The sequence below is a fragment of the Streptomyces musisoli genome (genome assembly GCF_016741855.1).
GTDB lineage: Bacteria > Actinomycetota > Actinomycetes > Streptomycetales > Streptomycetaceae > Streptomyces > Streptomyces musisoli.
Map to the genome: position 1 here is coordinate 47,671 of NZ_JAERRH010000012.1, position 23,112 is coordinate 70,782.

General features: G+C 72.6%; 21 protein-coding genes. 13 read left to right on the forward strand and 8 right to left on the reverse strand.

All coding sequences use genetic code 11. The annotated features are described in order from the left end of the window. Positions 1-16: 16 nt before the first annotated feature. Entirely contained in the window at positions 17-1,216 is a 1,200-nt protein-coding gene (locus tag JK361_RS27445) for an acetyl-CoA C-acetyltransferase (protein WP_201822726.1), read from the reverse strand. Between the two features lie 149 nt (positions 1,217-1,365). On the opposite strand from JK361_RS27445, the gene mce reads away from it, so the two are divergent. The 8 genes from mce to JK361_RS27485 all read left to right on the forward strand — a co-directional run bounded on the left by mce (position 1,366) and on the right by JK361_RS27485 (position 11,799). Further along, a complete protein-coding gene (gene mce / locus JK361_RS27450; RefSeq protein WP_201822727.1) occupies positions 1,366-1,806 on the forward strand; it encodes a methylmalonyl-CoA epimerase in 441 nt (146 codons plus the stop codon). Positions 1,807-2,012: 206 nt separating this feature from the next. Further along, positions 2,013-5,960: a polarized growth protein Scy gene (gene scy / locus JK361_RS27455; protein WP_201822729.1), complete on the forward strand. Its 3,948-nt coding sequence runs from the start codon at positions 2,013-2,015 to the stop codon at positions 5,958-5,960. A gap of 181 nt (positions 5,961-6,141) precedes the next feature. After that, positions 6,142-7,077, forward strand: coding sequence for a coiled-coil domain-containing protein (locus JK361_RS27460; protein ID WP_201822730.1), 936 nt, complete (start codon positions 6,142-6,144; stop codon positions 7,075-7,077). 177 nt (positions 7,078-7,254) lie between these two features. Next, positions 7,255-7,515: a DUF3253 domain-containing protein gene (locus JK361_RS27465; protein ID WP_201822731.1), complete on the forward strand. Its 261-nt coding sequence runs from the start codon at positions 7,255-7,257 to the stop codon at positions 7,513-7,515. A gap of 196 nt (positions 7,516-7,711) precedes the next feature. Next, positions 7,712-8,665: an ABC transporter ATP-binding protein gene (locus tag JK361_RS27470; RefSeq protein WP_201822732.1), complete on the forward strand. Its 954-nt coding sequence runs from the start codon at positions 7,712-7,714 to the stop codon at positions 8,663-8,665. Between the two features lie 2 nt (positions 8,666-8,667). Next, positions 8,668-9,441: an ABC transporter permease gene (locus tag JK361_RS27475; RefSeq protein WP_201822733.1), complete on the forward strand. Its 774-nt coding sequence runs from the start codon at positions 8,668-8,670 to the stop codon at positions 9,439-9,441. A gap of 130 nt (positions 9,442-9,571) precedes the next feature. Next, complete coding sequence (locus JK361_RS27480) at positions 9,572-10,918, forward strand: ABC transporter ATP-binding protein (protein ID WP_201822734.1); 1,347 nt, start codon at positions 9,572-9,574, stop codon at positions 10,916-10,918. Then, positions 10,915-11,799: an ABC transporter permease gene (locus JK361_RS27485; protein ID WP_201822736.1), complete on the forward strand. Its 885-nt coding sequence runs from the start codon at positions 10,915-10,917 to the stop codon at positions 11,797-11,799. The genes JK361_RS27480 and JK361_RS27485 overlap by 4 nt, the downstream gene beginning before the upstream one ends. Before the next feature lie 28 nt (positions 11,800-11,827). Here JK361_RS27485 and JK361_RS27490 read toward each other — a convergent pair whose 3' ends face one another. Then, positions 11,828-12,160, reverse strand: coding sequence for an Rv1322 family protein (locus JK361_RS27490; protein ID WP_201822737.1), 333 nt, complete (start codon positions 12,158-12,160; stop codon positions 11,828-11,830). Positions 12,161-12,382: 222 nt separating this feature from the next. On the opposite strand from JK361_RS27490, the gene JK361_RS27495 reads away from it, so the two are divergent. After that, the gene (locus tag JK361_RS27495; protein ID WP_201822738.1) at positions 12,383-13,411 is read left to right on the forward strand and encodes an LLM class flavin-dependent oxidoreductase; all 1,029 of its coding nucleotides are present in this window, start codon (positions 12,383-12,385) and stop codon (positions 13,409-13,411) included. 121 nt (positions 13,412-13,532) lie between these two features. On the opposite strand, the gene JK361_RS27500 is transcribed toward JK361_RS27495, so the two are convergent. Then, on the reverse strand, positions 13,533-13,925 hold the full coding sequence (locus tag JK361_RS27500; protein WP_014675028.1) for an SCO5389 family protein: 393 nt from the start codon (positions 13,923-13,925) through the stop codon (positions 13,533-13,535). A 276-nt stretch (positions 13,926-14,201) separates the two neighbouring features. Here JK361_RS27500 and nucS point away from each other — a divergent pair, with 276 nt between their 5' ends. Continuing rightward, positions 14,202-14,873, forward strand: coding sequence for an endonuclease NucS (gene nucS / locus JK361_RS27505; protein WP_201822740.1), 672 nt, complete (start codon positions 14,202-14,204; stop codon positions 14,871-14,873). A gap of 28 nt (positions 14,874-14,901) precedes the next feature. Here nucS and JK361_RS27510 read toward each other — a convergent pair whose 3' ends face one another. The 4 genes from JK361_RS27510 to JK361_RS27525 form a co-directional block, all read right to left on the reverse strand. Next, on the reverse strand, positions 14,902-17,517 hold the full coding sequence (locus JK361_RS27510; RefSeq protein ID WP_201822742.1) for an ATP-binding protein: 2,616 nt from the start codon (positions 17,515-17,517) through the stop codon (positions 14,902-14,904). Between the two features lie 269 nt (positions 17,518-17,786). After that, on the reverse strand, positions 17,787-18,110 hold the full coding sequence (locus tag JK361_RS27515; RefSeq protein ID WP_014675024.1) for an STAS domain-containing protein: 324 nt from the start codon (positions 18,108-18,110) through the stop codon (positions 17,787-17,789). A 158-nt stretch (positions 18,111-18,268) separates the two neighbouring features. Further along, a complete protein-coding gene (locus JK361_RS27520) occupies positions 18,269-19,117 on the reverse strand; it encodes a 3-hydroxyacyl-CoA dehydrogenase family protein (protein WP_201822745.1) in 849 nt (282 codons plus the stop codon). A gap of 359 nt (positions 19,118-19,476) precedes the next feature. Continuing rightward, positions 19,477-20,118, reverse strand: coding sequence for a TetR/AcrR family transcriptional regulator (locus tag JK361_RS27525; RefSeq protein ID WP_201822747.1), 642 nt, complete (start codon positions 20,116-20,118; stop codon positions 19,477-19,479). Between the two features lie 79 nt (positions 20,119-20,197). On the opposite strand from JK361_RS27525, the gene JK361_RS27530 reads away from it, so the two are divergent. From JK361_RS27530 to JK361_RS27540, 3 genes are read left to right on the forward strand one after another with little or no spacing between them, the layout of a single operon-like run. After that, on the forward strand, positions 20,198-20,983 hold the full coding sequence (locus JK361_RS27530; protein WP_201822750.1) for an ABC transporter ATP-binding protein: 786 nt from the start codon (positions 20,198-20,200) through the stop codon (positions 20,981-20,983). A 9-nt stretch (positions 20,984-20,992) separates the two neighbouring features. Further along, positions 20,993-21,742: an ABC transporter permease gene (locus JK361_RS27535; RefSeq protein WP_201822753.1), complete on the forward strand. Its 750-nt coding sequence runs from the start codon at positions 20,993-20,995 to the stop codon at positions 21,740-21,742. Positions 21,743-21,755: 13 nt separating this feature from the next. Continuing rightward, positions 21,756-22,328, forward strand: coding sequence for a cob(I)yrinic acid a,c-diamide adenosyltransferase (locus JK361_RS27540; protein ID WP_201822756.1), 573 nt, complete (start codon positions 21,756-21,758; stop codon positions 22,326-22,328). 112 nt (positions 22,329-22,440) lie between these two features. Here JK361_RS27540 and JK361_RS27545 read toward each other — a convergent pair whose 3' ends face one another. Continuing rightward, positions 22,441-22,986, reverse strand: a complete 546-nt coding sequence (locus tag JK361_RS27545; protein ID WP_201822758.1) for a hypothetical protein — start codon at positions 22,984-22,986, stop codon at positions 22,441-22,443. Between the last annotated feature and the right edge of the window lie 126 nt (positions 22,987-23,112).

Genomic DNA, 23,112 nt, shown 5'->3' on the forward strand with positions numbered 1-23,112 from the left:
CTACACCGGGGGAAACTCAGGCCTTCGGCACCCGCACGATCAGTGCGTCGCCCTGGCCGCCGCCACCGCACAGCGCGGCCGCGCCGACACCGCCGCCGCGCCGCTTGAGTTCGAGCGCCAAGTGGAGCACGAGACGGGCGCCGGACATGCCGATCGGGTGACCCAGGGCGATCGCACCACCGTTCACGTTCACCTTTTCGGTGGAAACACCGAGGTCCTTCATTGACTGCGCGGCGACCGCGGCGAAGGCCTCGTTGATCTCGATGAGGTCGAGGTCGGAGACGTCCAGGCCCTCCTTCTTCAGGGCGTGCTGGATGGCGTTGGACGGCTGGGACTGGAGGCTGCTGTCCGGTCCGGCCACGTTGCCGTGCGCGCCGATCTCGGCGAGCCACTCGAGGCCCAGCTCCTCGGCCTTGGCCTTGCTCATCACGACCACGGCCGCCGCACCGTCCGAGATCTGCGAGGAGGTGCCCGCCGTGATCGTGCCCTCCTTGCCGAACGCCGGGCGCAGCTTGCTCAGGGTCTCCACGGTGGTGTCGCCGCGGATGCCCTCGTCCTTGCTGAACAGCACCGGGTCGCCCTTGCGCTGCGGGATCTCCACCGGGGTGATCTCGGCCTCGAACAGGCCGTTCTTCTGCGCGGCGGCGGCCCGCTGCTGGGACAGGGCGGCGATCTCGTCCTGCTCGGCGCGGCCGATACCGAGGCGGGTGTTGTGCTTCTCGGTGGCCTCGCCCATCGGGATGTTCTCCCACGGGTCGGTCAGGCCGTCGTGGGCCATCGTGTCGAGCATCTGGACGGCGCCGTACTTGAAGCCCTCGCGGGACTTCGGCAGCGCGTGCGGGGCGTTGGTCATGGACTCCTGGCCGCCCGCCACGACGATGTCGAACTCGCCCGCGCGGATCAGCTGGTCCGCGAGCGCGATCGCGTCCAGGCCGGACAGACACACCTTGTTGACGGTGAGCGCCGGGACGTTCATCGGGATACCGGCCTTGACCGCGGCCTGGCGGGCCGGGATCTGGCCCGCCCCGGCCGTCAGCACCTGGCCCATGATCACGTACTGCACCTGGTCGCCGCCGATCCCCGCACGGTCGAGGGCGGCCTTGATCGCGAAGCCGCCGAGGTCGGCTCCGGAGAAGGACTTCAGCGAGCCCAGCAGCCGCCCCATGGGCGTCCGGGCGCCCGCGACGATCACCGAGCTGGTCGTTCCAGAAGACATGAGGTGCGATCCCCTTCCAGCTACGCAGAGCCGAGGAGTGAACGAGGGTTTACTTCGAATGTACTGATCGGTCGAGCACGGCGTCACCGGCCTGCCGGTGTGATCGCGCGCACGTTGCGTAACCACCGCGGGAGCGCTGCACTGAATCCATGCTGACGCGAATCGACCACATCGGGATCGCCTGCCACGACCTCGACGCGACCGTTGAGTTCTACCGGGCCACGTACGGCTTCGAGGTGTTCCACACCGAGGTCAACGAGGAACAGGGCGTGCGCGAGGCCATGCTCAAGATCAACGAGACGTCCGACGGCGGCGCCTCCTACCTCCAGCTGCTGGAGCCGACCCGTGAGGACTCGGCGGTCGGCAAGTGGCTCGCGAAGAACGGCGAGGGCGTCCACCACATCGCTTTCGGCGCGGCGGACGTGGACGGCGACTCCGAGGAGATCCGCGGCAAGGGCGTACGCGTGCTGTACGACGAGCCCCGGCGCGGTTCGATGGGGTCGCGGATCACCTTCCTGCACCCCAAGGATTGCCATGGTGTCCTGACAGAACTGGTCACTTCGGCCCCGGTTGAGTCGCCCGAGCACTGACCCCCGTACATAAGGGCCGGTAGGGTTGGGGGCGGTCGTCCCTCGAAACGGGACGACCGCATGCCGGGGTCCGGGTTTCGGGGGACGAGCGTCGGGGCAGCAGCCCGTGCTCCGCCGTTGATCTGACACCATTCCCCGGGGGCCCCGTTCGGCGGATGGACGGAGCTCGTTGGAGAAGCTGACCAGGGGACGGATGGGACCGCGCAGTGCGGGGCTACGAGAGCCAGGAGCGAGAGCCGGCGGCTGACGTCGACCACCTCTCTCGGTTCGAGGCCGAGATGAAGCGGCTGAGGACCGAGCGGGAAAAGGCGATCCAGCACGCCGAGGACCTCGGCTACCAGGTCGAGGTGCTGCGCGCCAAGCTGCACGAGGCGCGCCGCACCCTCATGACCCGGCCCGCCTACGACGGCGGTGACATCGGCTACCAGGCCGAGCAGTTGCTCCGCAACGCCCAGATGCAGGCCGAGCAGCTGCGCCAGGACGCCGAGCGGGAGCTGAGCCAGGCCCGCGCGCAGACCCAGCGCATCCTCCAGGAGCACGCCGAGCAGGCCGCCCGGCTCCAGGCCGAGCTGCACCAGGAGGCGGTGACCCGGCGCCAGCAGCTCGACCAGGAGCTGGCCGAGCGCCGCTCCACGGTCGAATCGCACGTCAACGAGAACGTGGCCTGGGCCGAGCAGCTGCGCGCCCGTACCGAGCAGCAGGCCCGCAGGCTGCTGGACGAGTCCCGCGCGGAGGCCGAGCAGGCGATGGCCGCCGCCCGCGCCGAGGCCGAGCGGCTGACCCGGGAGGCCCGCGAGCGGCTCCAGGCCGACGCCGAGGCGGCCCGCGCGGAGGCCGAGCAGCTCCTGCGCCGCGCCCGCACGGACGCCGAGCGGCTGCTGAACGCCGCCTCCACTCAGGCCCAGGAGGCCACCGAGCACGCCGAGCAGCTGCGCACGGACGCGGTCGGCGAGTCGGACGCCGCCCGCCGCCAGGCCGCCGAGCTGAGCCGGGCCGCCGAGGAGCGGATGACGGCGGCGGAGGAGGCGCTGCGCAAGGCGCAGGCCGAGGCCGAGAAGCTCCAGACCGAGGCCAAGGAGGCCGCCGCCAAGGCCCTCGCGAGCGCCGAGGCCGCCAACGAGACGCGCACGCGCACGGCGAAGGAGCAGGTCGCCCGGCTGGTCGAGGAGGCCACCAAGGAGGCCGAGCACACCAAGTCCGAGGCCGAGCAGCTGATCGCCGACGCCCGCGCCGAGGCCGAGAAGATCGTCGCCGAGGCCGCCGAGAAGGCCCGCTCGGTCACCGCCGAGGAGACGGCCGGCCAGCTGTCCAAGGCCGCCAAGACCGCCGAGGACGTGCTCAACAAGGCGTCGGAGGACGCCCAGAAGACCACCAGGGCCGCCGCCGAGGAGGCCGAGCGGATCCGCAGGGAGGCCGAGACCGAGGCGGACCGGCTGCGCGCCGAGGCGCACGACATCGCCGAGCAGCTCAAGGGCGCGGCCAAGGACGACACCAAGGAGTACCGCGCCAAGACGGTCGAGCTCCAGGAGGAGGCCCGCCGGCTGCGCGGCGAGGCCGAGCAGCTGCGCGCCGACGCGGTCGCCGAGGGCGAGTCGATCCGCGCCGAGGCCCGCCGCGAGGCCGTCGCGCAGATCGAGGAGGCGGCCAAGTCCGCCGAGGAGCTGCTGGCCAAGGCCAAGGCGGACGCCGACGAGCTGCGCAAGACCGCGACCACGGACAGCGAGAAGGTCCGCACCGAGGCCATCGAGCGCGCCACCGGCCTGCGCCGGCAGGCCGAGGAGACCCTGGAGCGGGCCCGCAAGGAGGCCGAGCGGCTGCGCGCCGAGGCCGCCGAGCAGGCCGAGACGACGACCTCGGACGCCGAGAAGGCCGCCCGGGAACTGCGCCGGGAGACCGAGAAGGCCGTCGAGGCCCGCCGTGCAGAGGCCGCCGCGGAGCTGACCCGTCTTCAGACGGAGGCGCAGGACCGGCTGGCGTCGGCCGAGCAGGCGCTGACCGACGCCCGCGAGGAGGCCGCCCGGATCCGCCGGGAGACCGCCGAGGAGGCCGAGCGGCTGCGCACGGAGTCCGCCGAGCGGATCCGCACGCTCCAGCAGCAGGCCGAGGCCGAGGCCGACCGGCTGCGTACCGAGGCCGCGTCCGACGCGTCCGCCTCCCGCGCCGAGGGCGAGGCCATCGCCGTACGGCTGCGGTCCGAGGCCGCCGCCGAGGCGGAGCGGCTGAAGGTGGAGGCCCAGGACACCGCCGACCGGGTGCGCGCGGAGGCGCAGGCCGCCGCCGAGCGGCTGGGTGCCGAGGCGTCCGAGACGCTGGCCGCCGCGCAGGAGGAGGCCGCCCGGCGCCGCCGCGAGGCCGAGGAACTCCTCGGCTCCGCCCGTGAGGAGGCCGGCCAGGAGCGGCAGCGGGCCCGCGAGCAGAGCGAGGAGCTGCTGGCCTCCGCCCGCAAGCGGGTCGAGGAGGCACAGACCGAGGCGACCCGGCTGGTGGAGGAGGCCGACCGGCGCGCCACGGAGATGGTCGCCGCCGCCGAGCAGCACGCCCAGCAGGTCCGGGACTCCGTCGCCGGGCTGCACGAGCAGGCACAGGACGAGATCGCCGGGCTGCGCTCGGCCGCCGAGCACGCGGCGGACCGGACGAAGCGGGAGGCCCAGGAGGAGGCGGACCGGGTCCGCTCCGACGCCTACGCCGAGCGGGAGCGGGCGAGCGAGGACGCCTCCCGGATCCGGCGCGAGGCGAACGAGGAGTCGGAGGCCGCCAAGGCGCTGGCCGAGCGTACGGTCGCGGAGGCGATGGCGGAGTCCGAGCGGCTGCGCGCGGACGCGGGCGAGTACGCCCAGCGGGTGCGCACCGAGGCGTCGGACGCGCTCGCCGAGGCCGACCAGGCGGCCGCTCGTACCCGGGCCGACGCCCGCGAGGACGCCAACCGCATCCGTTCCGACGCGGCCACCCAGGCCGACACGCTCATCACCGAGGCCCGCAACGAGGCCGAGCGGCTCCAGACGGAGACGGTCGCGGAGGCCGACCGGGTGCGCACCGAGGCACTCACCGAGGCGGAACGGCTCCAGACGGAGACGGTCGCGGAGGCCGACCGGGTGCGCACCGAGGCACTCACCGAGGCGGACCGGGTCCGCGCGGAGGCGGTGGCCGGCGCCGAGCAGCTCATCGGGGAGGCCACCGGCGACGCCGAACGGCTGCGCGCCGAGGCCGCCGAGACCGTGGGCTCCGCCCAGCAGCACGCCGAGCGGGTACGGGCGGACGCCGAGCGCCTCAAGGCGGACGCGGAGGCCGAGGCCGAACGGCTCGTCAACTCCGCGCGCGAGGAGGCCGAGCGCACCCTCGACGAGGCCCGCAAGGACGCCAACAAGCGGCGCTCCGAGGCGGCCGAGCAGGTCGACACGCTCATCACGGAGACCACGGCCGAGGTCGACAAGCTGCTCGGCGAGGCGCAGGAGCAGGCGCTGAAGACCACCGCGGACGCCGAGTCGCAGGCCGACACGATGGTCGGCGCGGCCCGCAGCGAGGCCGAGCGGATCGTGTCCGAGGCGACCATCGAGGGCAACTCGCTGGTGGAGAAGTCCCGTACGGACGCGGACGAGCTGCTGGTCGGCGCGCGCCGGGACGCCACCGCGATAAGGGAGCGCGCGGAGGAGCTGCGCGACCGCATCACCACCGAGATCGAGGAGCTGCACGAGCGGGCCCGCCGCGAGGCCGCCGAGACGATGAGGTCCACCGGCGACCGCTGCGACGCGCTCATCAAGGCCGCCGAGGAGCAGCTGGAGAAGGCCCAGGCGAAGGCCAAGGAGCTGGTCTCGGACGCGAACTCCGAGGCGGGCAAGGTGCGCATCGCCGCGGTCAAGAAGGCGGAGGGCCTGCTGAAGGAGGCCGAGCAGAAGAAGGCCAGCCTGATCAAGGAGGCCGAGGAGCTGAAGGCGGAGGCGATCCGCGAGGCCCGGCGCACGGTCGAGGAGGGCAAGCGGGAGCTGGAGATCCTGGTGCGCCGGCGCGAGGACATCAACGCCGAGATCTCGCGGGTCCAGGACGTCCTGGAGGCGTTGGAGTCCTTCGAGGCGCCTGGGTCCGGCAAGGACAACGGGGTCAAGGCGGGCGCCACGGTGGGCGCCCCCCGTTCGGGTGGCAAGGCGTCAGAGGGCTAGCGATCCGGGTAGGTTCCGGTGTCTTCTGGGGGCTTTGTCTGGCTCCTTGGCAAGCCGTCCGACGGTCGGCCACCCAAAAGAGGTGCCATTCTCCAGATCAAAACCGTATCCACTCGATGACACACCGCTTCGGCCCCTAGGATTCCCTTATCACCTCACCGGTCTCATTGACAGGAACCCCATGAGCGACACTTCCCCCTACGGCTTCGAGCTTGTGCGGCGTGGGTACGACCGCGCTCAGGTGGACGAACGTATCTCCAAGCTCGTCTCCGACCGTGACAGCGCTCTCTCCCGCATCACCGCCCTGGAGAAGCGCATCGAGGAGCTGCACCTCGAGACGCAGAACGCCCAGGCTCAGATCACGGATGCCGAGCCGTCGTACGCGGGTCTCGGCGCACGCGTCGAGAAGATCCTGCGCCTGGCCGAGGAAGAGGCCAAGGAGCTGCGTGAGGAGGCCCGGCGCGCGGCCGAGCAGCACCGCGACCTCGCCGAGTCGGCGGCCCAGCAGGTCCGCAACGACGCCGAGTCGTACGCGGCCGAGCGCAAGGCCAAGGCCGAGGACGAGGGCGTCCGGATCGTCGAGAAGGCGAAGGGCGAGGCCTCCCAGCTGCGTGCCGAGGCGCAGAAGGACGCGCAGTCCAAGCGCGAGGAGGCGGACGCCCTCTTCGAGGAGACCCGCGCCAAGGCCGCTCAGGCCGCCGCCGACTTCGAGACGAACCTGGCCAAGCGCCGCGAGCAGTCCGAGCGCGACCTGGCCTCCCGTCAGCAGAAGGCCGAGAAGCGCCTCGCCGAGATCGAGCACCGGGCCGAGCAGCTGCGCCTGGAGGCGGAGAAGCTGCGCACCGACGCCGAGCGCCGGGCCCGCCAGACGGTGGAGACCGCGCAGCGCCAGGCCGAGGACATCGTGGCCGACGCCAACGCCAAGGCCGACCGGATCCGTTCGGAATCCGAGCGGGAGCTGGCGGCGCTCACCAACCGCCGTGACAGCATCAACGCCCAGCTGACGAACGTCCGCGAGATGCTCGCCACGCTGACCGGTGCCGCGGTGGCCGCGGCCGGCACGTCGACCGACGACGAGCCGATCTCCCGGGGCGTTCCGGCCCAGCAGTCCCGGTAGGCCAGCGGTCCCGCGAGCCGGGACGGCCGTACGACACCGCGAGGGCGGTGGGATCCGGTCCCACCGCCCTTTTCGCGTGCGCGGCGGCCTCCGCGTGCCGACGTAGCGTGGAAGGAGCAGGGGGACCCGGGCCGGCCGGTTACGTGGCCGGCCCGCCCGACCGGGAAGGGGACCCGCATGTCCGTCACCGGCCAGTCCCTCGAGGACGCCATCCTCGGGCTGCTCGACCGGCGGGCCCCGGGCGCGTCGGTGTGTCCCTCCGAGGTCGCCCGCGCGGTCCACGGGTGCGCGGACGAGGGGTGGCGCGAGCTGATGGAACCCGTCCGCCGGGCCGCGGCCCGGCTCGCCGCCGAGGGGCGGGTGGAGATCACCCGGCACGGCTCTCCCGTGGACCCCGACCGGGCCCGCGGTCCCGTCCGGATCCGCCGCAGCACCTGACCCGGACCCTCGCGCGGCGCGGCGAACGCGACCGGTGATCCGCAGGGCGTCCAAGGGGTCCGTCCGGAGGCCGGCGTCAGCGGTGTGCGGACCGCTCCTGCCCGCGCCCGCGCGGCGACCCGGGCCGGCCGCTCGGGTCGCAACCGGCCCGGCCGCTCGAGTGGCAGGGCCCCGGACCGCGTCCTAGCGTGGCCGCATGATCGAGCTGGAGGGTCTGACCAAGCGGTACGGCGACAAGGTGGCGGTCGACAACCTCACCTTCTCGGTCGGGCCGGGCCTCGTGACGGGGTTCCTCGGACCCAACGGCGCCGGCAAGTCGACGACCATGCGGATGATCCTCGGGCTCGACCACCCCACCGCCGGCGACGTCCGGATCGACGGCCGGCACTACGACCGGCTCAAGGACCCGTTGACCTGCATCGGCGCCCTGCTCGACGCCAAGGGGGTGCACGGCGGCCGCAGCGCCTACAACCACCTGCTGTGCCTCGCGCAGAGCAACGGGATCCCGCGGAGCCGGGTGGCGCAGGTGCTGGAGACGGTCGGTCTGACCGCGGTGGCCCGGAAGAAGGCGAAGGGGTTCTCCCTGGGCATGGGCCAGCGGCTGGGCATCGCCGGGGCGCTGCTCGGGGACCCGCGGATCCTGATGTTCGACGAGCCGGTGAACGGGCTCGACCCGGAGGGCATCCACTGGATCCGGACCCTGATGAAATCGCTCGCCGCGCAGGGCCGGACGGTGTTCGTGTCGAGCCATCTGATGAGCGAGATGGCGCTGACCGCCGACCACCTGGTGGTCATCGGGCAGGGGCGGCTGCTCGCGGACACCTCGATGGCCGACTTCATCCAGGCGAACTCCCGGTCGTACGTCCGGATCCGCTGCCCGCAGCGCGAGCGGCTGCTCGACGTGCTGCACCAGGCCGGGATCACGGTCGTGGAGGCGGGCGGCGAGGCGCTGGAGGTGGCGGGCGGCAAGGCCGAGCAGATCGGTGAGCTGGCCGCTCGGTACGGGCTCGTGCTGCACGAGCTGAGCCCGCGGCAGGCATCGCTGGAGGAGGCGTTCATGCAGCTGACGGCGGAAGCGGTGGAGTACCACGCGCAGCCCGGTCCGGGTCCCGGCCCGCAGGACTGGGGTGCGGGCTGGAAGGGGGCGTGAGCATGGCCGCGGTCCAGGTCGTCCGCTCCGAGTGGACCAAGATCCGGTCGGTGGCGTCCACGGTGTGGACGCTGTCGCTGGCCCTGGTGGTCACCGTCGCCCTCGGGATGCTGATCTCCGCGCTGTCGAACAGCCAGTACGAGAACATGCCCGTGCGCGAGCAGCTCTCCTTCGACCCCACGGTGATCAGTTTCGCGGGCATGACGCTCGGCCAGCTGGCGATGATCGTGTTCGGGGTGCTGGTGGTCTCGAACGAGTACAGCACCGGCATGATCCGCCTCTCGCTGGCCGCCGTGCCGCAGCGCGGCACCTTCCTGTTCAGCAAGGTGGCGGTGGCCACGGCGCTCGCGCTGCTGGTCGGCATGGTCACCAGCTTCGCCGCGTTCTTCCTCGGTCAGGCGATGCTCGGCTCCCACCGGGCCGGCATCGGGGACCCGGGTGTGCTGCGCGCGGTGTTCGGCGGCGGGCTGTACATGACGCTGATCGCGATGTTCTCCATGGGGGTCGCCGCGATGCTGCGCTCGCCGATGCTCTCCCTCGGCATCCTGATGCCGTTCTTCTTCCTGATCTCCAACATCCTCGGCAACGTCGACGCGACGAAGAAGATCGGCCGGTTCCTGCCGGACCAGGCGGGCAGCCGGATCATGCAGGTGGTGCCGCGCGTCGGCGACGACACGCCCTACGGCCCCTGGACCGGGCTCGGGATCATGGCGCTGTGGGTGATCGCCGCGCTGACGGGCGGTTACGTCCTCCTCAGGCGCCGGGACGCACAGTAGACCTGACGTCACCACGAGTAGTGCTTTGGCTTTACCCTCTCTTGGGCGGAACCGTCAGCGCCTCGATATCCTCCTAACCCTTACGGGGGCGTGTGCCCCGCTGTCCTGAACCTTTCGATGGGTGCGGAGCATGATCGAGGCTGTCGGCCTGACCAAGCGCTACGGCGACAAGACCGCCGTGTACAACCTTTCCTTCCAGGTGCGGCCAGGGGCCGTGACCGGCTTCCTCGGGCCCAACGGCTCGGGCAAGTCCACGACGATGCGGATGATCCTCGGGCTGGACAACCCCACGTCCGGGTCGGTCACCATCGGCGGCTACCCCTACCGCAAGCTGCCCAACGCCCCTCGGCAGGTCGGCGCGCTGCTCGACGCCAAGGCCGTGCACGGCGGCCGGTCCGCCCGCAACCACCTGCTGAGCCTCGCCCAGCTGTCGGGCATCCCGGCCCGGCGCGTGGACGAGGTGCTCGGTGTCGTCGGTCTCCAGGATGTGGCCAAAAAGCGCTCCAAGGGCTTCTCGCTCGGCATGGGCCAGCGCCTCGGCATCGCCGCCGCGCTGCTCGGCGACCCGCAGGTGCTGCTGTTCGACGAGCCGGTCAACGGCCTCGACCCCGAGGGCATCCTCTGGGTCCGCAACCTGATGAGGGCCCTGGCGGCCGAGGGCCGTACGGTCTTCGTCTCCTCCCACCTGATGAGCGAGATGGCGCTGACCGCCGACCACCTCATCGTCATCGGGCGCGGGCAGCTGCTCGCCGACATGAGCGTCAAGGACTTCATCTCGGCCAACTCCGCGGACTTCGCGCGGGTACGCACCCCGGACACCGAGCCTCAGCTGCGCGAGAAGCTGGCCTCGGCGCTCACCGAGGCCGGTGGCCATGTCCTGCCGGAGCAGGACGGCGCGCTCCGGGTGACCGGGCTGCCGCTCCCCCGCATCAGCGACCTGGCGCACGAGGCGGACGTCCGCCTGTGGGAGCTCTCGCCGCACCAGGCCTCGCTGGAGGAGGCGTACATGCGGATGACGCAGGGCGCCGTCGACTACCGCTCGACCGTCGACCAGAAGGCGGGCCTCCAGCAGCAGCCGCAGCCGGGCGCCCAGCCGCCCGCGCCGGTGCCCGGCCAGGGCCAGCCCGGCTGGTACGCCCCGCCGCCGCCCCAGCAGGGCGGCCAGCCCTTCGCGATGCCGGCCCCGTCCGCGGGCCCGTACGGCGGCGCCCCCGGGACGGGCCCGCAGACGGCCAACCCGTACGCCCAGCCGGGCGCCCCGGCCCAGCAGCCCCCGGCGGCCGCCCCCGCGCCGCAGGACCAGCCGCAGGCCCTGACCAAGCAGGCGCCCGCCACGCCGGCCCAGGACGCCCCGCAGGCCCCCGCGGCCGCGCCCGCGCCGCAGCCGGCGCCCGCCGCGGCTCCCCCGGCCCCCGCCGCCGGTACGGCCGCCGCTCCCGCCCCCGCCGACTCAACCCAGCCCGAGGACGCCCGATGAGCACCCACCAGCCCCCGATGCCGCAGGCCCCGGCCGCCGCGCCCCATTGGCAGGCGGCGCCCGGCGGGCCGTACCCCGGCTACACCTCGCCCATCCCGATCGTGCGCACCCACCTCGGGCACGCGCTGGCCTCCGAGTGGACGAAGATCAAGTCGGTGCGCTCCACGATGTGGACGCTCGGCGTGTTCACGGTGCTCGTGGTCGGCATCGGCCTGATGGCCGGCGCGCTGGTCGAGTCCCACTCCGACTCCGAGAGCCTGTCCGGCGAGAACCCCCTGTCGTTCGGCTTCTTCGGCCTGCTCCTCGGCAGCATCTGCATCATCACGCTCGGCGTGCTGACCACGGCCTCCGAGTACGGCACGGGCATGATCCGCACGACGATGACCGCGTGCCCCAGCCGGGCCCGGGTGCTCGCCGCGAAGTCGATCGTGTTCTTCACCGTCGCCTTCGTCGTCACCCTGCTCACGTCCGGCTTCGTGGCCATGGTCCAGGTGTCGATGCTGGAGAACACCGGCGCCCGCACCCCGTCCGGCTCGGACTGGTTCAAGGCCACCGTCGGCATCAGCCTCTACATCGCGCTGCTCGGGCTGCTCTCGCTGCTCATCGGCTCGGTCATCCGGCACTCCGCGGGTGCCATCACCATCATGATCGGCGTGCTGCTCGCGCCGCTGGTGCTCGCGCTGTTCATGGCGACGGAGTCGCTGAGCAACGTGCGCGACTGGCTGTTCGAGTACTCGATCCCGAACCAGCTGAGCGTCTTCTACGCCAACTCCCTGAGCGAGTCCGGGCCGTCCGGCTGGGACCCGCTGTGGATCATCCTCGGGCTGACGGCGGCCGTGTACGCGGGCGCGTACGCGCTGCTCCACAGCCGGGACGTGTGACGCCCGCCGCCTCCGGGACGCCGGCGCCCTAGAACCTGGGCGCGTTACGGGACCGCTGCACCCGCGTGGTGCGGCGGTCCTTCGCGTTCCAGCACGCCTTGTGCCAGTGCCGGCGGTCGTCGACACCCGCGTGCTCCGGCCAGGCCACCACGTGCGGCACACCGGAGGGGATCAGCTGGTCGCAGCCCGGGCAGCGGTAGGTCTTGCCCTGCGCGCCGGCCCCGGCGACATGCCGTACGCTCCAGTCCTCGCCCTGCCAGCTCTCCGTGGACTGCCAGCCGCCGTACCGGCCGGCGTGGTCGTCCTCGGCGCTCCGGCCCGACGATCCGGCTGCCTTCGGTCGGTTGCGACGCGGGGACACGGGACACCTCTCGGGGCTATACAGGGAGCACGGGCTGCATCCAGCCTACGCGCCGCCGAGCGGGGTACGCGTACGGAACCAACCGGTACAAGTGCCCCTCAGGGGCGACCCATTCTGCAGACAATCCGCAAATCTCTCCGCCAGGCCGTGTCCTGGGCACGTGTCAGACGGTTATGCCGGGTGGGGGAGCTCCGGGTCGGAGCCAAGGAAGCAGGAAAAGCGATGCGCGTAGGAAGTTTTGTGCTGGCCGCCCAGTTCCCGGGCCAGGGACCGGGAGAGGCGCTGCACCGGGCGGTCCGCTCGGCGGAGGTCTCCGAGCAGGCCGGACTGGATGCAGTATGGCTGGCCGAACACCACTTCGTGCCCTACGGCACGTGCCCGTCCGCGGTCACCCTGGCCGCGCTGCTGCTCGGCCGCACCCGCCGCATCCGGGTCGGCACGGCGGTGAGCGTCCTGCCCACCGTCCACCCCGTGGCCCTCGGCGAGCAGGCCGCGCTGCTGCACGTGACCAGCGGCGGACGGTTCACGCTGGGCATCGGGCGCGGCGGCCCCTGGGTGGACCTGGAGGTGTTCGGCACAGGCCTGGAGGCGTACGAACACGGGTTCCCGGAGTCGCTCGATCTGCTGCTGCGCTGGCTGAGCGAGCCGGCCGTGGCGGCCTCCGGCGAGCGGTTCTCCTTCCGCGAGGTGCCGGTCGTACCCCGCCCCTCGGAGGCTCTGACGGACGCCCCCGGCCCGGAGGTGGTCGTCGCCTGCACCTCGCCGGCGAGCGTCCGGCTGGCCGCCGAGCGCGGGCTGCCGATGCTGCTCGGCATGCACGTCGGGGACGAGGAGAAGGCCGAGATGATCGCCCTGTGGCGGCGCTGCGCCCGAGCGGCGGGCCGGCCGGCCGAGGAGATCACGGGCGCCGCCCATGTCTCGGCCGGCGTCTGCCAGCTCGCCGACCGCCGCACGGACGCGACGGAGACGTTGCTGAAGGCGATGCCGGGCTGGCTGCGGCAGGGACTCGCGGCCCATGTGACGGTGGACGGACGGGCGCGCGCGATGCGCGACCCGCACGCCTACACCGAACTGCTCTGCGGCCTGCATCCGGTGGGCACGCCGCGGCTCGCCGCCGACCGGCTCGCGGCCACCTCGGAGCGCACCGGCATCTCCCGCTTCGCTCTCCTGGCGGAGGGCTCGGGCGATCTCGCGGCCACCGAGGAGAACCTACGGCGGCTCGGCGCCGAGGTGCTGCCCCAGTTGCGCTGACCGCCCTCGACGCGCGAGCCACCTGGGGGGCTTGCCGCCCCGGTGACGCATGCACCTCCCCCGGGCGGAGCGGCAAGCCGACGGCTCTCGTCTCGGTCCCGGCCCGTACCGCGGCCGAGCGTCAGCAGTCCCGAAGCTCCGGCGACTGGTTCAGCAACTGGTTGCGCACCGACGTGAAGCGGGCCAACGTCTCGTCCACCGAGGCGTCCAGCGGGAACACCGCCACTCGGTGGCAGTTCTGGAAGGCCAGCCGCACACCGAAGTGCCGCTGCAGTGCCCCGCGGATGGCGTCACTCGCGAGCGCACGCAGCAGCTGACCGCGGGCCTGCTCGTCCGGCGGGGGCGTCTGGTTGTCGGCGAAGGGACCGCCGTCCACCTTCAGCTGGGCCACCAGGGAGCTGATCATCTCCCATGCGTAGGGCAGGGAGGTCCGGACGCAGTCGACGAATGCTGCTTCGTCGACCTCGCCTCGCTCGGCCTGTTCGAGTAGGGCCGGTGAGACGTCGAGCGACATGGGTTCTCCTCTCGCACCCCCGAGGCACAGGGGTTGCCGGACAGGTAAGGGAGTTCGCGATTTCGAACACGCTCGGTACATGGGCCGCAACCTCCCGTTCTCTACGGTAGGCAACGGTCGGTGACCACACCAGCAGATTGCGTATATGGAACGGTCCCGTTACGCCCACAATCGGCCAGGGATGAACAAGAGTTTCAAGGGACAATTGGGGCGATCCACAGGGAGCGGGACGGGCGGATCGCGAGCACCGGCGGGCGTCGAGTAGCGTTGCCGACCATGCGTCTCGTCATTGCCCGGTGCTCGGTCGACTACGCCGGCCGGCTCACCGCCCACCTGCCCTCGGCGCCCCGCCTGATCCTGGTCAAGGCGGACGGCAGCGTCTCCATCCACGCCGACGACCGGGCGTACAAGCCGCTCAACTGGATGTCGCCGCCCTGCACGCTGAAGGAGGGCACGGGCGAGGACGAGGGCGTGTGGACCGTCGTCAACAAGGCGGGCGAGAAACTGATCATCACGATGGAGGAGATCCTCCACGATTCCTCGCACGAACTGGGTGTGGACCCCGGCCTGATCAAGGACGGCGTGGAAGCGCACCTCCAGGAACTGCTCGCGGACCGCATCGAGACGCTGGGCGACGGCTACACCCTCATCCGGCGCGAGTACATGACCGCGATCGGCCCGGTGGACATCCTGTGCCGGGACGCCGACGGCGGGACCGTCGCGGTCGAGATCAAGCGCCGGGGCGAGATCGACGGGGTGGAGCAACTCACCCGCTACCTGGAGCTGTTGAACCGCGACCCGCACCTGGCTCCGGTCCGCGGCGTCTTCGCCGCGCAGGAGATCAAGCCCCAGGCCCGCGTCCTCGCCACCGACCGCGGCATCAACTGCCAGATCCTGGACTACGACGCCCTGCGCGGCATCGAGGACGACAAGCTCCGCCTGTTCTGACCTCGGCCGCGCCGGGAAACGCCCGCGGTCAGATCAAGCCGTCCGCCGTCCCCGGTGTGTGCTCCGGGGCCGACGCGCTGCTCGAGGTGCCCCCGGCGGCGCCCTCCGTGCCGCCCGACGCCGCTCCGCCGGTGGCGCCGCCCGTCGTGCCGTTCGTGGACCCGCCGTCGGTCGTGCCGCCGGTCGTGCCGCCCGTCGTCGTTCCGCCGGCGTCACCGCCCGTGGTGCCGCCCGTCGTGCCACCGGTGCCGGTGCCGCCGGTGGTCCCACCCGTCGTCGTACCGTCCGTGCCCCCGGTCGTGGTGCCCCCGCCGGACGTGCCGCCCGTGGTGCCGCCACCGGACGTGCCGCCGCTCGTGCCGCCCGTGGTGCCGCCGGTCGAGCCGCCCGTCGTACCGCCGCTCGACGAGCCGCTCGGCCCCGACGGATCGGGCGACCTGGAGGGCGTGCCGGAGGGCGAGCCGGAGCCGGACGGGTCGGCGTTCTCCGACGGACGGGCCGTGTCCGCCGGCGGCGCCGGGTCACCGGCCGCGCCGTGGTCGCCGGCCGGCCGGGGCGGGCCGGACCGGCCCGCGGCCGCGCCGGTGCCGCCGTCCCCGCCGGTGTCGGCCGGGTCCACGTCCAGGCCTCCGTCGCCCAGGTCCTGGCTCACCGACGGGTTGTCCTCCACCTTGCCCGCCGGGTTCCGGTCGCCGTCCGGGTCGGACGTCATGCCGAGCGTGACGACGGTGCCGAGCACGGCCGCGAGCAGCGCGCCGGAGCCGACCGCCACCAGGTTGCGCCGGACCATGCTCCGGATGCCGCCGCCCTGCGCCCCGGCCCGCGGGAGCCGCTGGGTGGCCAGGGCGTCGCCCACGGGGACGTACGCCGCCGGCTCCCCCTGCCGTGCCTCCGCCGGTTCCGCGGCCGGCGCGGGCGGCGCGGGCACCTGGCCGGCGCGGTCGGCGAGCAGGGCCAGGGCGCGCCGGCCGGCGACCGTGCCCCGCTTGTCGGCGAGGGCGCCGCGCAGACCGCTCGACGCCTCCAGTTCGGCACGGGCCCGGTCCAGCTGTCCGGAGCAGAGCGCGTGGATGCCCAACTCGTGGTGGAAATAGGCTTGTTCAGGCACCTCGCCGGCCAGCCGGGAGGCTTCCGCGCCGGATCGCAGGGCTCGTTCCCAGGCGCTCCAGTGAAGTCCGGCGGCGAAGGCGGGCGCTGCCGTGCGGGCCAGCCGTACGGCGCCGTCCTCCTCGCCCTCGGCGGCCGGGGAGGTCTGCGGTACGGCGGCCGCCAGTGCGGCCAGGACCGCGTCGGCCTCGACGCACACCCGTTCCGGGGTGACCGAGGGATGCCCGGCCCACCAGGCGTAGTGCCGGGCGGCGGTGAGGGCGCGCTCGGCGGCGCCGTCGGCGTATCCCGCGGCCTCCAACTGCGCCTGCACGCCGGCCGCGAGGCGGTAGCGGGAGCCGGCCGGGGAGAGCAGGCCGCAGCCCGCCAGTTCGCCGAGGGCGGCGTCGGCGTGGGTGTCGCCGACCAGGGCGGGCAGGTGCGCCTGGTGGGGTATCTCGCCGCCGAGCGCGACCGCGAAGCGCAGGGCGGCGCGGGCGGAGGGCGTGAGCCGGGAGGCGAGCAGCGGGGCGGGGGCCGCGGCCTCACCGAGCGAGGGCAGCGGAACGTCGTCCTCCAGGGCCTCGGGCACGTCCACCGGCGGGCGTACGTCCTCGAAGACGCCGTACTCGTCCACCGCGCCGGCGCCGGCCCGCAGCCGGTCACGCTGCCGGAGCAGGGCGCCGGCCTGGACGAAGCGCAGGGGCAGTCCCTCGGACTCGAACCACAGGTCGCCGGCCCAGTTGGCCTCGTCCTCGGTGAGCACCCGGCCGACGGTCCGCTCCAGGATCTCCACGCCGGCGGCGCGGTCGAGGCCGGCGAGGAAGACCTCCTCGACGTCCGACTCGGCGGAGGGGGCGGGCACGTCGGGGGTGGTGCCGAACAGGAACGCGCACTCGGGGGTGGCGTCGAGCAGTTCGTCCAGGGCGGCGCCGCCGAACTCTAGGTCGTCCAGGACGACGACCGCGCCGATCTCCCGGGTGCAGGCGACCAGTTCGTCCCGGTCCGGGCGGTACCGGGGGGCGTCGTAGACGGCGTGGAACAGGTCGTGCAGCAGCTCGCCGGACGTGCGGTGGAAGCCGCTGAGGCGGACCACGCCGTCGGGGGCGAGGTCGAGGCAGTCCTCGGCGACCAGGTCGAGCAGGGCTGTGCGGCCGGAGCCGGCCGGGCCGGTGAGCCGCACCGAGCGGCCGCGGGCGAGGAGGCGGATCAGGCGTTCGCGTTCGTCCTGGCGTTCCAGCAGGGACAGCGCGGGCTGTGCGGGGCCGGGCGGTACGGGAGGGCGGGCGGCGCGTTCGGTCTCGGCGCGCTCGTCGGCGGTGCGCTTGCCGGGCCTGCCGGGGCGCGCGGCCGGCGGGCAGGGCTCTATCTCACTGCCGTCGACCGGGTTGACGGTCAGCTGGAGGTCGCCGGCGACGAGTTGCGCCATGCGGGCGGGCACGGGTGCGCCCGGGGCGAGGTCGGCCGCGAGGGCGTCCCGGGGCGGGCGGCGGCTGTGCGCCTGGCCGTGCTCCTCGGGCCCCGGCTCGGTCGGGTCGATCGGGTCGATCGGGTCCATGGGTTCCAGCCCCTCAAAAGCGTCGTGTGCCCGTGTTCCGGCCCTCCCGGCCTTTTCGCACACCGCGCTGTCGCTTCTGGTCCGGGCCCGCTCGGTCGAGGGTTGCGAGGTGGCGGGCGACCGCACCCTAAACCTTCGCTCAGTATCTCCGACAGGGCGGGGTGCCGTGCGGTCCGAGACGTCACGGTCTCGTGAGGATTGCCCCCGCCGCGCGCTTCGACGGGTGCGCCCGCATCTCTCCGGTCGCTCCGTTCACCGCCGAAGGCCCGTCACACCCGGGGCAGCGACTCCACCCCGATGCCGCCCTCGATGGCGAGGATGCGGTGCAGCCGGGTGGCCACCAGCAGGCGCTGCATCTGCGGTGGCACGCCGCGCAGCACCAGACGGCGCCCGCAGCGGCCGGCCCGCCGGTGGGCACCCATGATCACCCCGAGCCCGGTGGCGTCCCAGGAGTCCAGTTCGGACAGGTCGAGCACCAGGTCGCCGACTCCGGTGTCGACGGCCGAGTGCAGGGCCGTACGGGCGTCCGCCGCGCTGCGTACGTCGAGGCGGCCCCCGACGACCAGCTCGGCGTGGTCGCCCCTGATGTGCATATGCGCTCCCCGTTGAGTGCGGTTGGCGTACTCGGTGACGGTGCTGTGCAACGTCTGACTGTGTGAGTGGCGGTACGGTTGCTGCTTGTAAGCGAACCGATACCGAATTCACCCCGGGGGGTGATATTCCCGGGGTGGTGGTGCGTGGACGGGTTGACTCAGTACTTGTAGAAGCCCTGCCCGCTCTTGCGGCCGATGTCACCGGCGTCCACCATCCGGCGCATCAGCTCCGGCGGGGCGAACTTCTCGTCCTGGGTCTCGGTGTAGATGTTGCCTGCGGCGTGCAGCAGGATGTCCACGCCGGTGAGGTCGGTGGTGGCGAGCGGGCCCATGGCGTGGCCGAAGCCCAGCTTGCAGGCGAGGTCGATGTCCTCGGCGGTCGCGACGCCGGACTCGTAGAGCTTGGCGGCCTCGACCACGAGGGCGGTGATCAGCCGGGTGGTGACGAAGCCGGCCACGTCGCGGTTGACGACGATGCAGGTCTTGCCGACGGACTCGGCGAACTCCCGTGCGGTGGCGAGGGTTTCGTCGCTGGTCTTGTAGCCGCGGACCAGCTCGACGAGCTGCATCATCGGCACCGGCGAGAAGAAGTGCACACCGACGACCCGCTCGGGGTGCTCGGTGGCCGCCGCGATCTTGGTGATCGGGATGGCGGAGGTGTTGGAGGCGAGCACCGCGTCCGCACGCACGATCTTGTCGAGCGCGCGGAAGATCTCGTGCTTGACCTCCAGCTTCTCGAAGACGGCCTCCACGACGACGTCCGCGTCGGCGGCGGCGTCCAGCTCGGTGGTCGCAGTGATGCGCGCGAGGGCGGCCGCGGCGTCCTCGGCCGTCAGCCTGCCCTTGGAGACGAACTTGTCGTAGCTGGCCCTGATGCCGTCGGTGCCGCGCTTCAGTGCCTCGTCGGTGACGTCCCGCAGGACGACCTCCCAGCCCGCTTGTGCGGCGACCTGAGCGATGCCGGAACCCATGAGACCGGCCCCGATGACGGCGAGCTTCCGTGCCACTCCGACTCCCTGAACACTATGGAGATCTGCTTCTTCGGCGGACCCTAGCGCTCGGGCGACGACTTGAGTGCGGTAAGTAATGCGTGTCACGGTCTCAGGGGGTGAGACTCCGGTCACGTCTCTTTTGACGGACTTGGCGCTCATCCGGCCGGTGGTCCGGCGGGCTTCCCGCCGGGACGGCCGGGGCGCGAATCCCTTGCGGTTGCGCGCCGGTTGGCGCTTCCCGGGCCCGCCGGCGGCCGGACCCCGGACACCCGGTGGCCCGCGGCCCGGTGCGCGTTCGGCGCCGGCCCCACCCCTCGGCGTCATCCCCCGGGTCACGGGTGCGACGGCGGAACGGGTGCACGGGTGGAGCGCGCTCAGTCACCCGGCCGGACGGCGTAGTTGAGTACCTTTTCGCTCAACAAGTCCTCGATGTCGTCCAGGAGGACGAGTACCTCTCGTGACACTTCGGCCGGTTTGCGCCCGGCGAGCATCTCGCGGCCGATGGTGACGAAGACCGCCTGATGGATCCAGCAGACCTGACCGGCCATCAGGTCCGGCAGCGGATCGCCGGCGGCGGCACCGGTCTCCTCGCGCAGGGCCGTCTCCAGGGCGTCGTGGATCTCCTGCTGAAGGCTCCACAGCCGGGAGCGCAGCGTCGGCGCCTCGTGGATGACGCGCATGAACCGGTCGTAGCCCTCCATCAGGCCGACCCGGGGTGAGACGGCCTCGACCTCGCCGCGCAGTTCCCGCAGGACGGCGCGCGCGGCGGACTCCCCGGCGTCCCGGCCGCGGACCCAGCGGGCGAGCCGGTCGACCATGCCGGCCGAGCGGTCGAAGAAGAGGTCTTCCTTGGCGGGGAAGTAGTTGTAGACCGTGTTGACGGAGACGTTCGCCGCCTCGGCGATCTCCGCGACGGTGACCGCCTCGAAGCCGCGCTCCAGGAACAGACCCGTGGCGACGTCCGAGATGTACTGCCGGGTCTGCCGCTTCTTCCGCTCCCTGAGCCCCTCTGCCATGCCCGCATCCTAGCTTCGCTGGGCCTGCTGAAAACTTGGTGTCATTGCAAAATTTCAGGGACTCTGTTTTTCTGGGGGCATGGCAGCAGTCATCAGTACGGCGGGCCTCGCCCGCACCTTCCGGACGAAAGCCGGCCCCGTCGAGGCCGTCCGCGGCATCGACCTCACCGTCCAGGAGGGCGAGATCCTCGGCTTCCTCGGTCCCAACGGCGCCGGCAAGACGACCACCCTGCGGATGCTCACCACCCTGCTGAGGCCGACCGGCGGCGCGGCCACGGTCGCCGGCTGCGACCTGACGGCCGATCCGGCCGGGGTGCGGCGGGCCAGCGGTTACGTCGCCCAGTCCGGCGGGGTCGATCCGCAGATCACCGTGCGGGAGGAGCTGGTCACCCAGGGCCGGCTGTACCGTCTGGCGAAGGCCGATGCGGTCGCGCGCGCCGGGGAACTCGCCCGGGAACTGGACCTCACCGACCTCCTCGACCGCAGGACCGGCGCGCTCTCCGGGGGCCAGCGGCGCCGCCTGGACATCGCGATGGCCCTCACCCACCGTCCGAAGGTGCTGTTCCTGGACGAGCCGACGACCGGCCTGGACCCCGGCAGCCGCGCCGACCTGTGGGACCTGGTCCGCCGGCTGCGCGACGAGCACGGCACGACGGTGTTCCTGACCACCCACTACCTGGACGAGGCCGACGCCCTCGCGGACCGGCTGGTGATCGTCGACCGGGGCGCGGTCGCCGCCGAGGGCACCCCGGGCGCGCTCAAGCTGCGCTACGGCGGCTCGCTCGACGCCACCCTCCAGGACACCTTCCTCGCGGTCACCGGCCGCCGCCCCGCCCCCGCCGACTCCGCCCCCGTCGCCGTTTAGGACCGCGCCATGCTTCTCCACGACACGGCCCTCGTCTACGGCCGTTACCTCCGCCAGTCCCTGCGCTCCCGCTTCGCCCTGCTCTTCGGCGTGCTGACGCCCCTGCTCCACCTGCTCTTCTTCGGTCCGCTGCTCACCGGTCTGCCCTTGGGCGGGCAGGGCAGTTCCTGGCAGGTGCTGGTCCCCGGGCTGCTGCTGCAACTCGGCCTGTTCGGAGCCCTGTTCGCCGGCTTCACGGTCATCCTCGAGAAGGGGCAGGGGGTGCTGGAGCGGATGCGGGTGACCCCGGTCAGCCGGCTCGCCCTGCTGCTCGGCCGGGTGCTGCGGGACGCCACGGTGTTCGTCTTCCAGGCGGTGCTGCTGGTGCTGGCCGCGCTGGTGATGGGGCTGCGCGCGCCGCTGGCCGGCGTCCTGATCGGCTTCGGCTTCGTCGCGCTGCTCACGCTCTCGCTGGCCTCGGTGTCGTACGCGCTCGGGATGAGGGTCCGCACCCCGCAGGAGTTCGGTCCGCTGATCAACATGGTGTCGATGCCGTCGATGCTGCTGTCCGGCCTGATGCTCCCGATGAGCCTCGCGCCGGGCTGGCTGGACGTGCTCTCGCACTTCGTCCCGTTCCGCTATCTGGTGGACGCCGTCCGTGACGCGTACGTCGGCGAGTACACGAGCGCGCACATGCTCTACGGGGTCCTGGTCGCCGTCGGCTTCGCGGCACTGGCCGTGACGGTGGGCACACGGGTGTTCCGGACGGCCGGGGCGTAACTACGCTGGGTGCATGGTCAATCTGACGCGCATCTACACCAGGACCGGCGACCAGGGCACCACCAGCCTCGGCGACATGAGCCGGGTGCCCAAGACCGATCTGCGGATCTCCGCCTACGCGGACGCCAACGAGGCCAACGCGGTGATCGGTGCCGCGCTGGCCCTGGGCGGCCTGGAGGAGGACGTCGCCGCGGTCCTCACCCGCGTCCAGAACGACCTGTTCGACGTGGGCGCCGATCTGTCGACGCCGGTGGTGGAGAACCCCGAGTTCCCGCCGCTGCGGGTGGAGCAGTTCTACATCGACCGGCTGGAGGCGGACTGCGACCGCTTCAACGAGCGGCTGGAGAAGCTGCGCTCCTTCATCCTCCCGGGCGGCACCCCGGGTGCGGCCCTCCTCCACCAGGCGTGCACGGTCGTGCGCCGGGCCGAGCGCTCCACCTGGGCGGCCCTGGAGGTGCACGGCGAGGCGATGAACCCGCTCACCGCGACCTACCTCAACCGCCTCTCGGACCTGCTGTTCATCCTGGCCCGCGACGCCAACCGGGAGACCGGCGACGTGCTGTGGGTGCCGGGCGGGGAGCGCTGATCCGGACACCGGCACCGGTGGCGCCCCAGGCGGCGGGCGGCCCCCACGACGGCGTGGTGCCGCGGCCGGCCGGGCGAGCGGTCCGGTGCGGGCCGGCCGGGCACACCCGCCGTCAGCGCTGGTCGGCCGGTTCCCGTTTCGGGAACAGCGTGTAGCTGGCGGCGATGACCACGTTGATGCCGATCACCCAGAGCATGCGCAGCTGCCAGGCCCGCAGGGAGCCGGTGTCGCCGTCGTCGCCGACGTACCAGACGGCGCCCTGGAGCAGGGCCATGGCGACCACCGACGCCAGGATCCAGCGGCCGGCGACCTTCCACTCTTGGACGGCGCGGGCCGTGCCGTACCTCGGGGGCTTCACCGGCGGCGGGCCGTCGGCGAAGCGGTGGGCCACCCGGGCGTCCGCCCACTTGACGGTGGAGTGGCCGAGGCCGACGGTGAAGCCGATGTAGACCGCGGCGAGTCCGTGCCGCCAGTCCGGTTCGGCGCCGTTCTTGAGGTCGATCGCGGTGACGGCGAAGAGCACGACCTCCAGGAGCGGTTCGCACAGCAGCAGGGCCAGGCCGGTGCGCGGCATCCGCAGCGCGTACCGGAAGCCCAGTCCGGCCGCCAGCAGCACCCAGAACGCCACTTCACAGGCGACGATCAGTCCCACGATCACGGTTCGCTCCCCTCGTTCACCCTTCCAGGCTCCCGTGGACCGGGACGCGGATCATCGTCGCCGCTGACGAGACCGCCGTAAGCGAAAGTCGCAGTCGGGGACCCTTCCCGGGGCGCAGGCACAGCG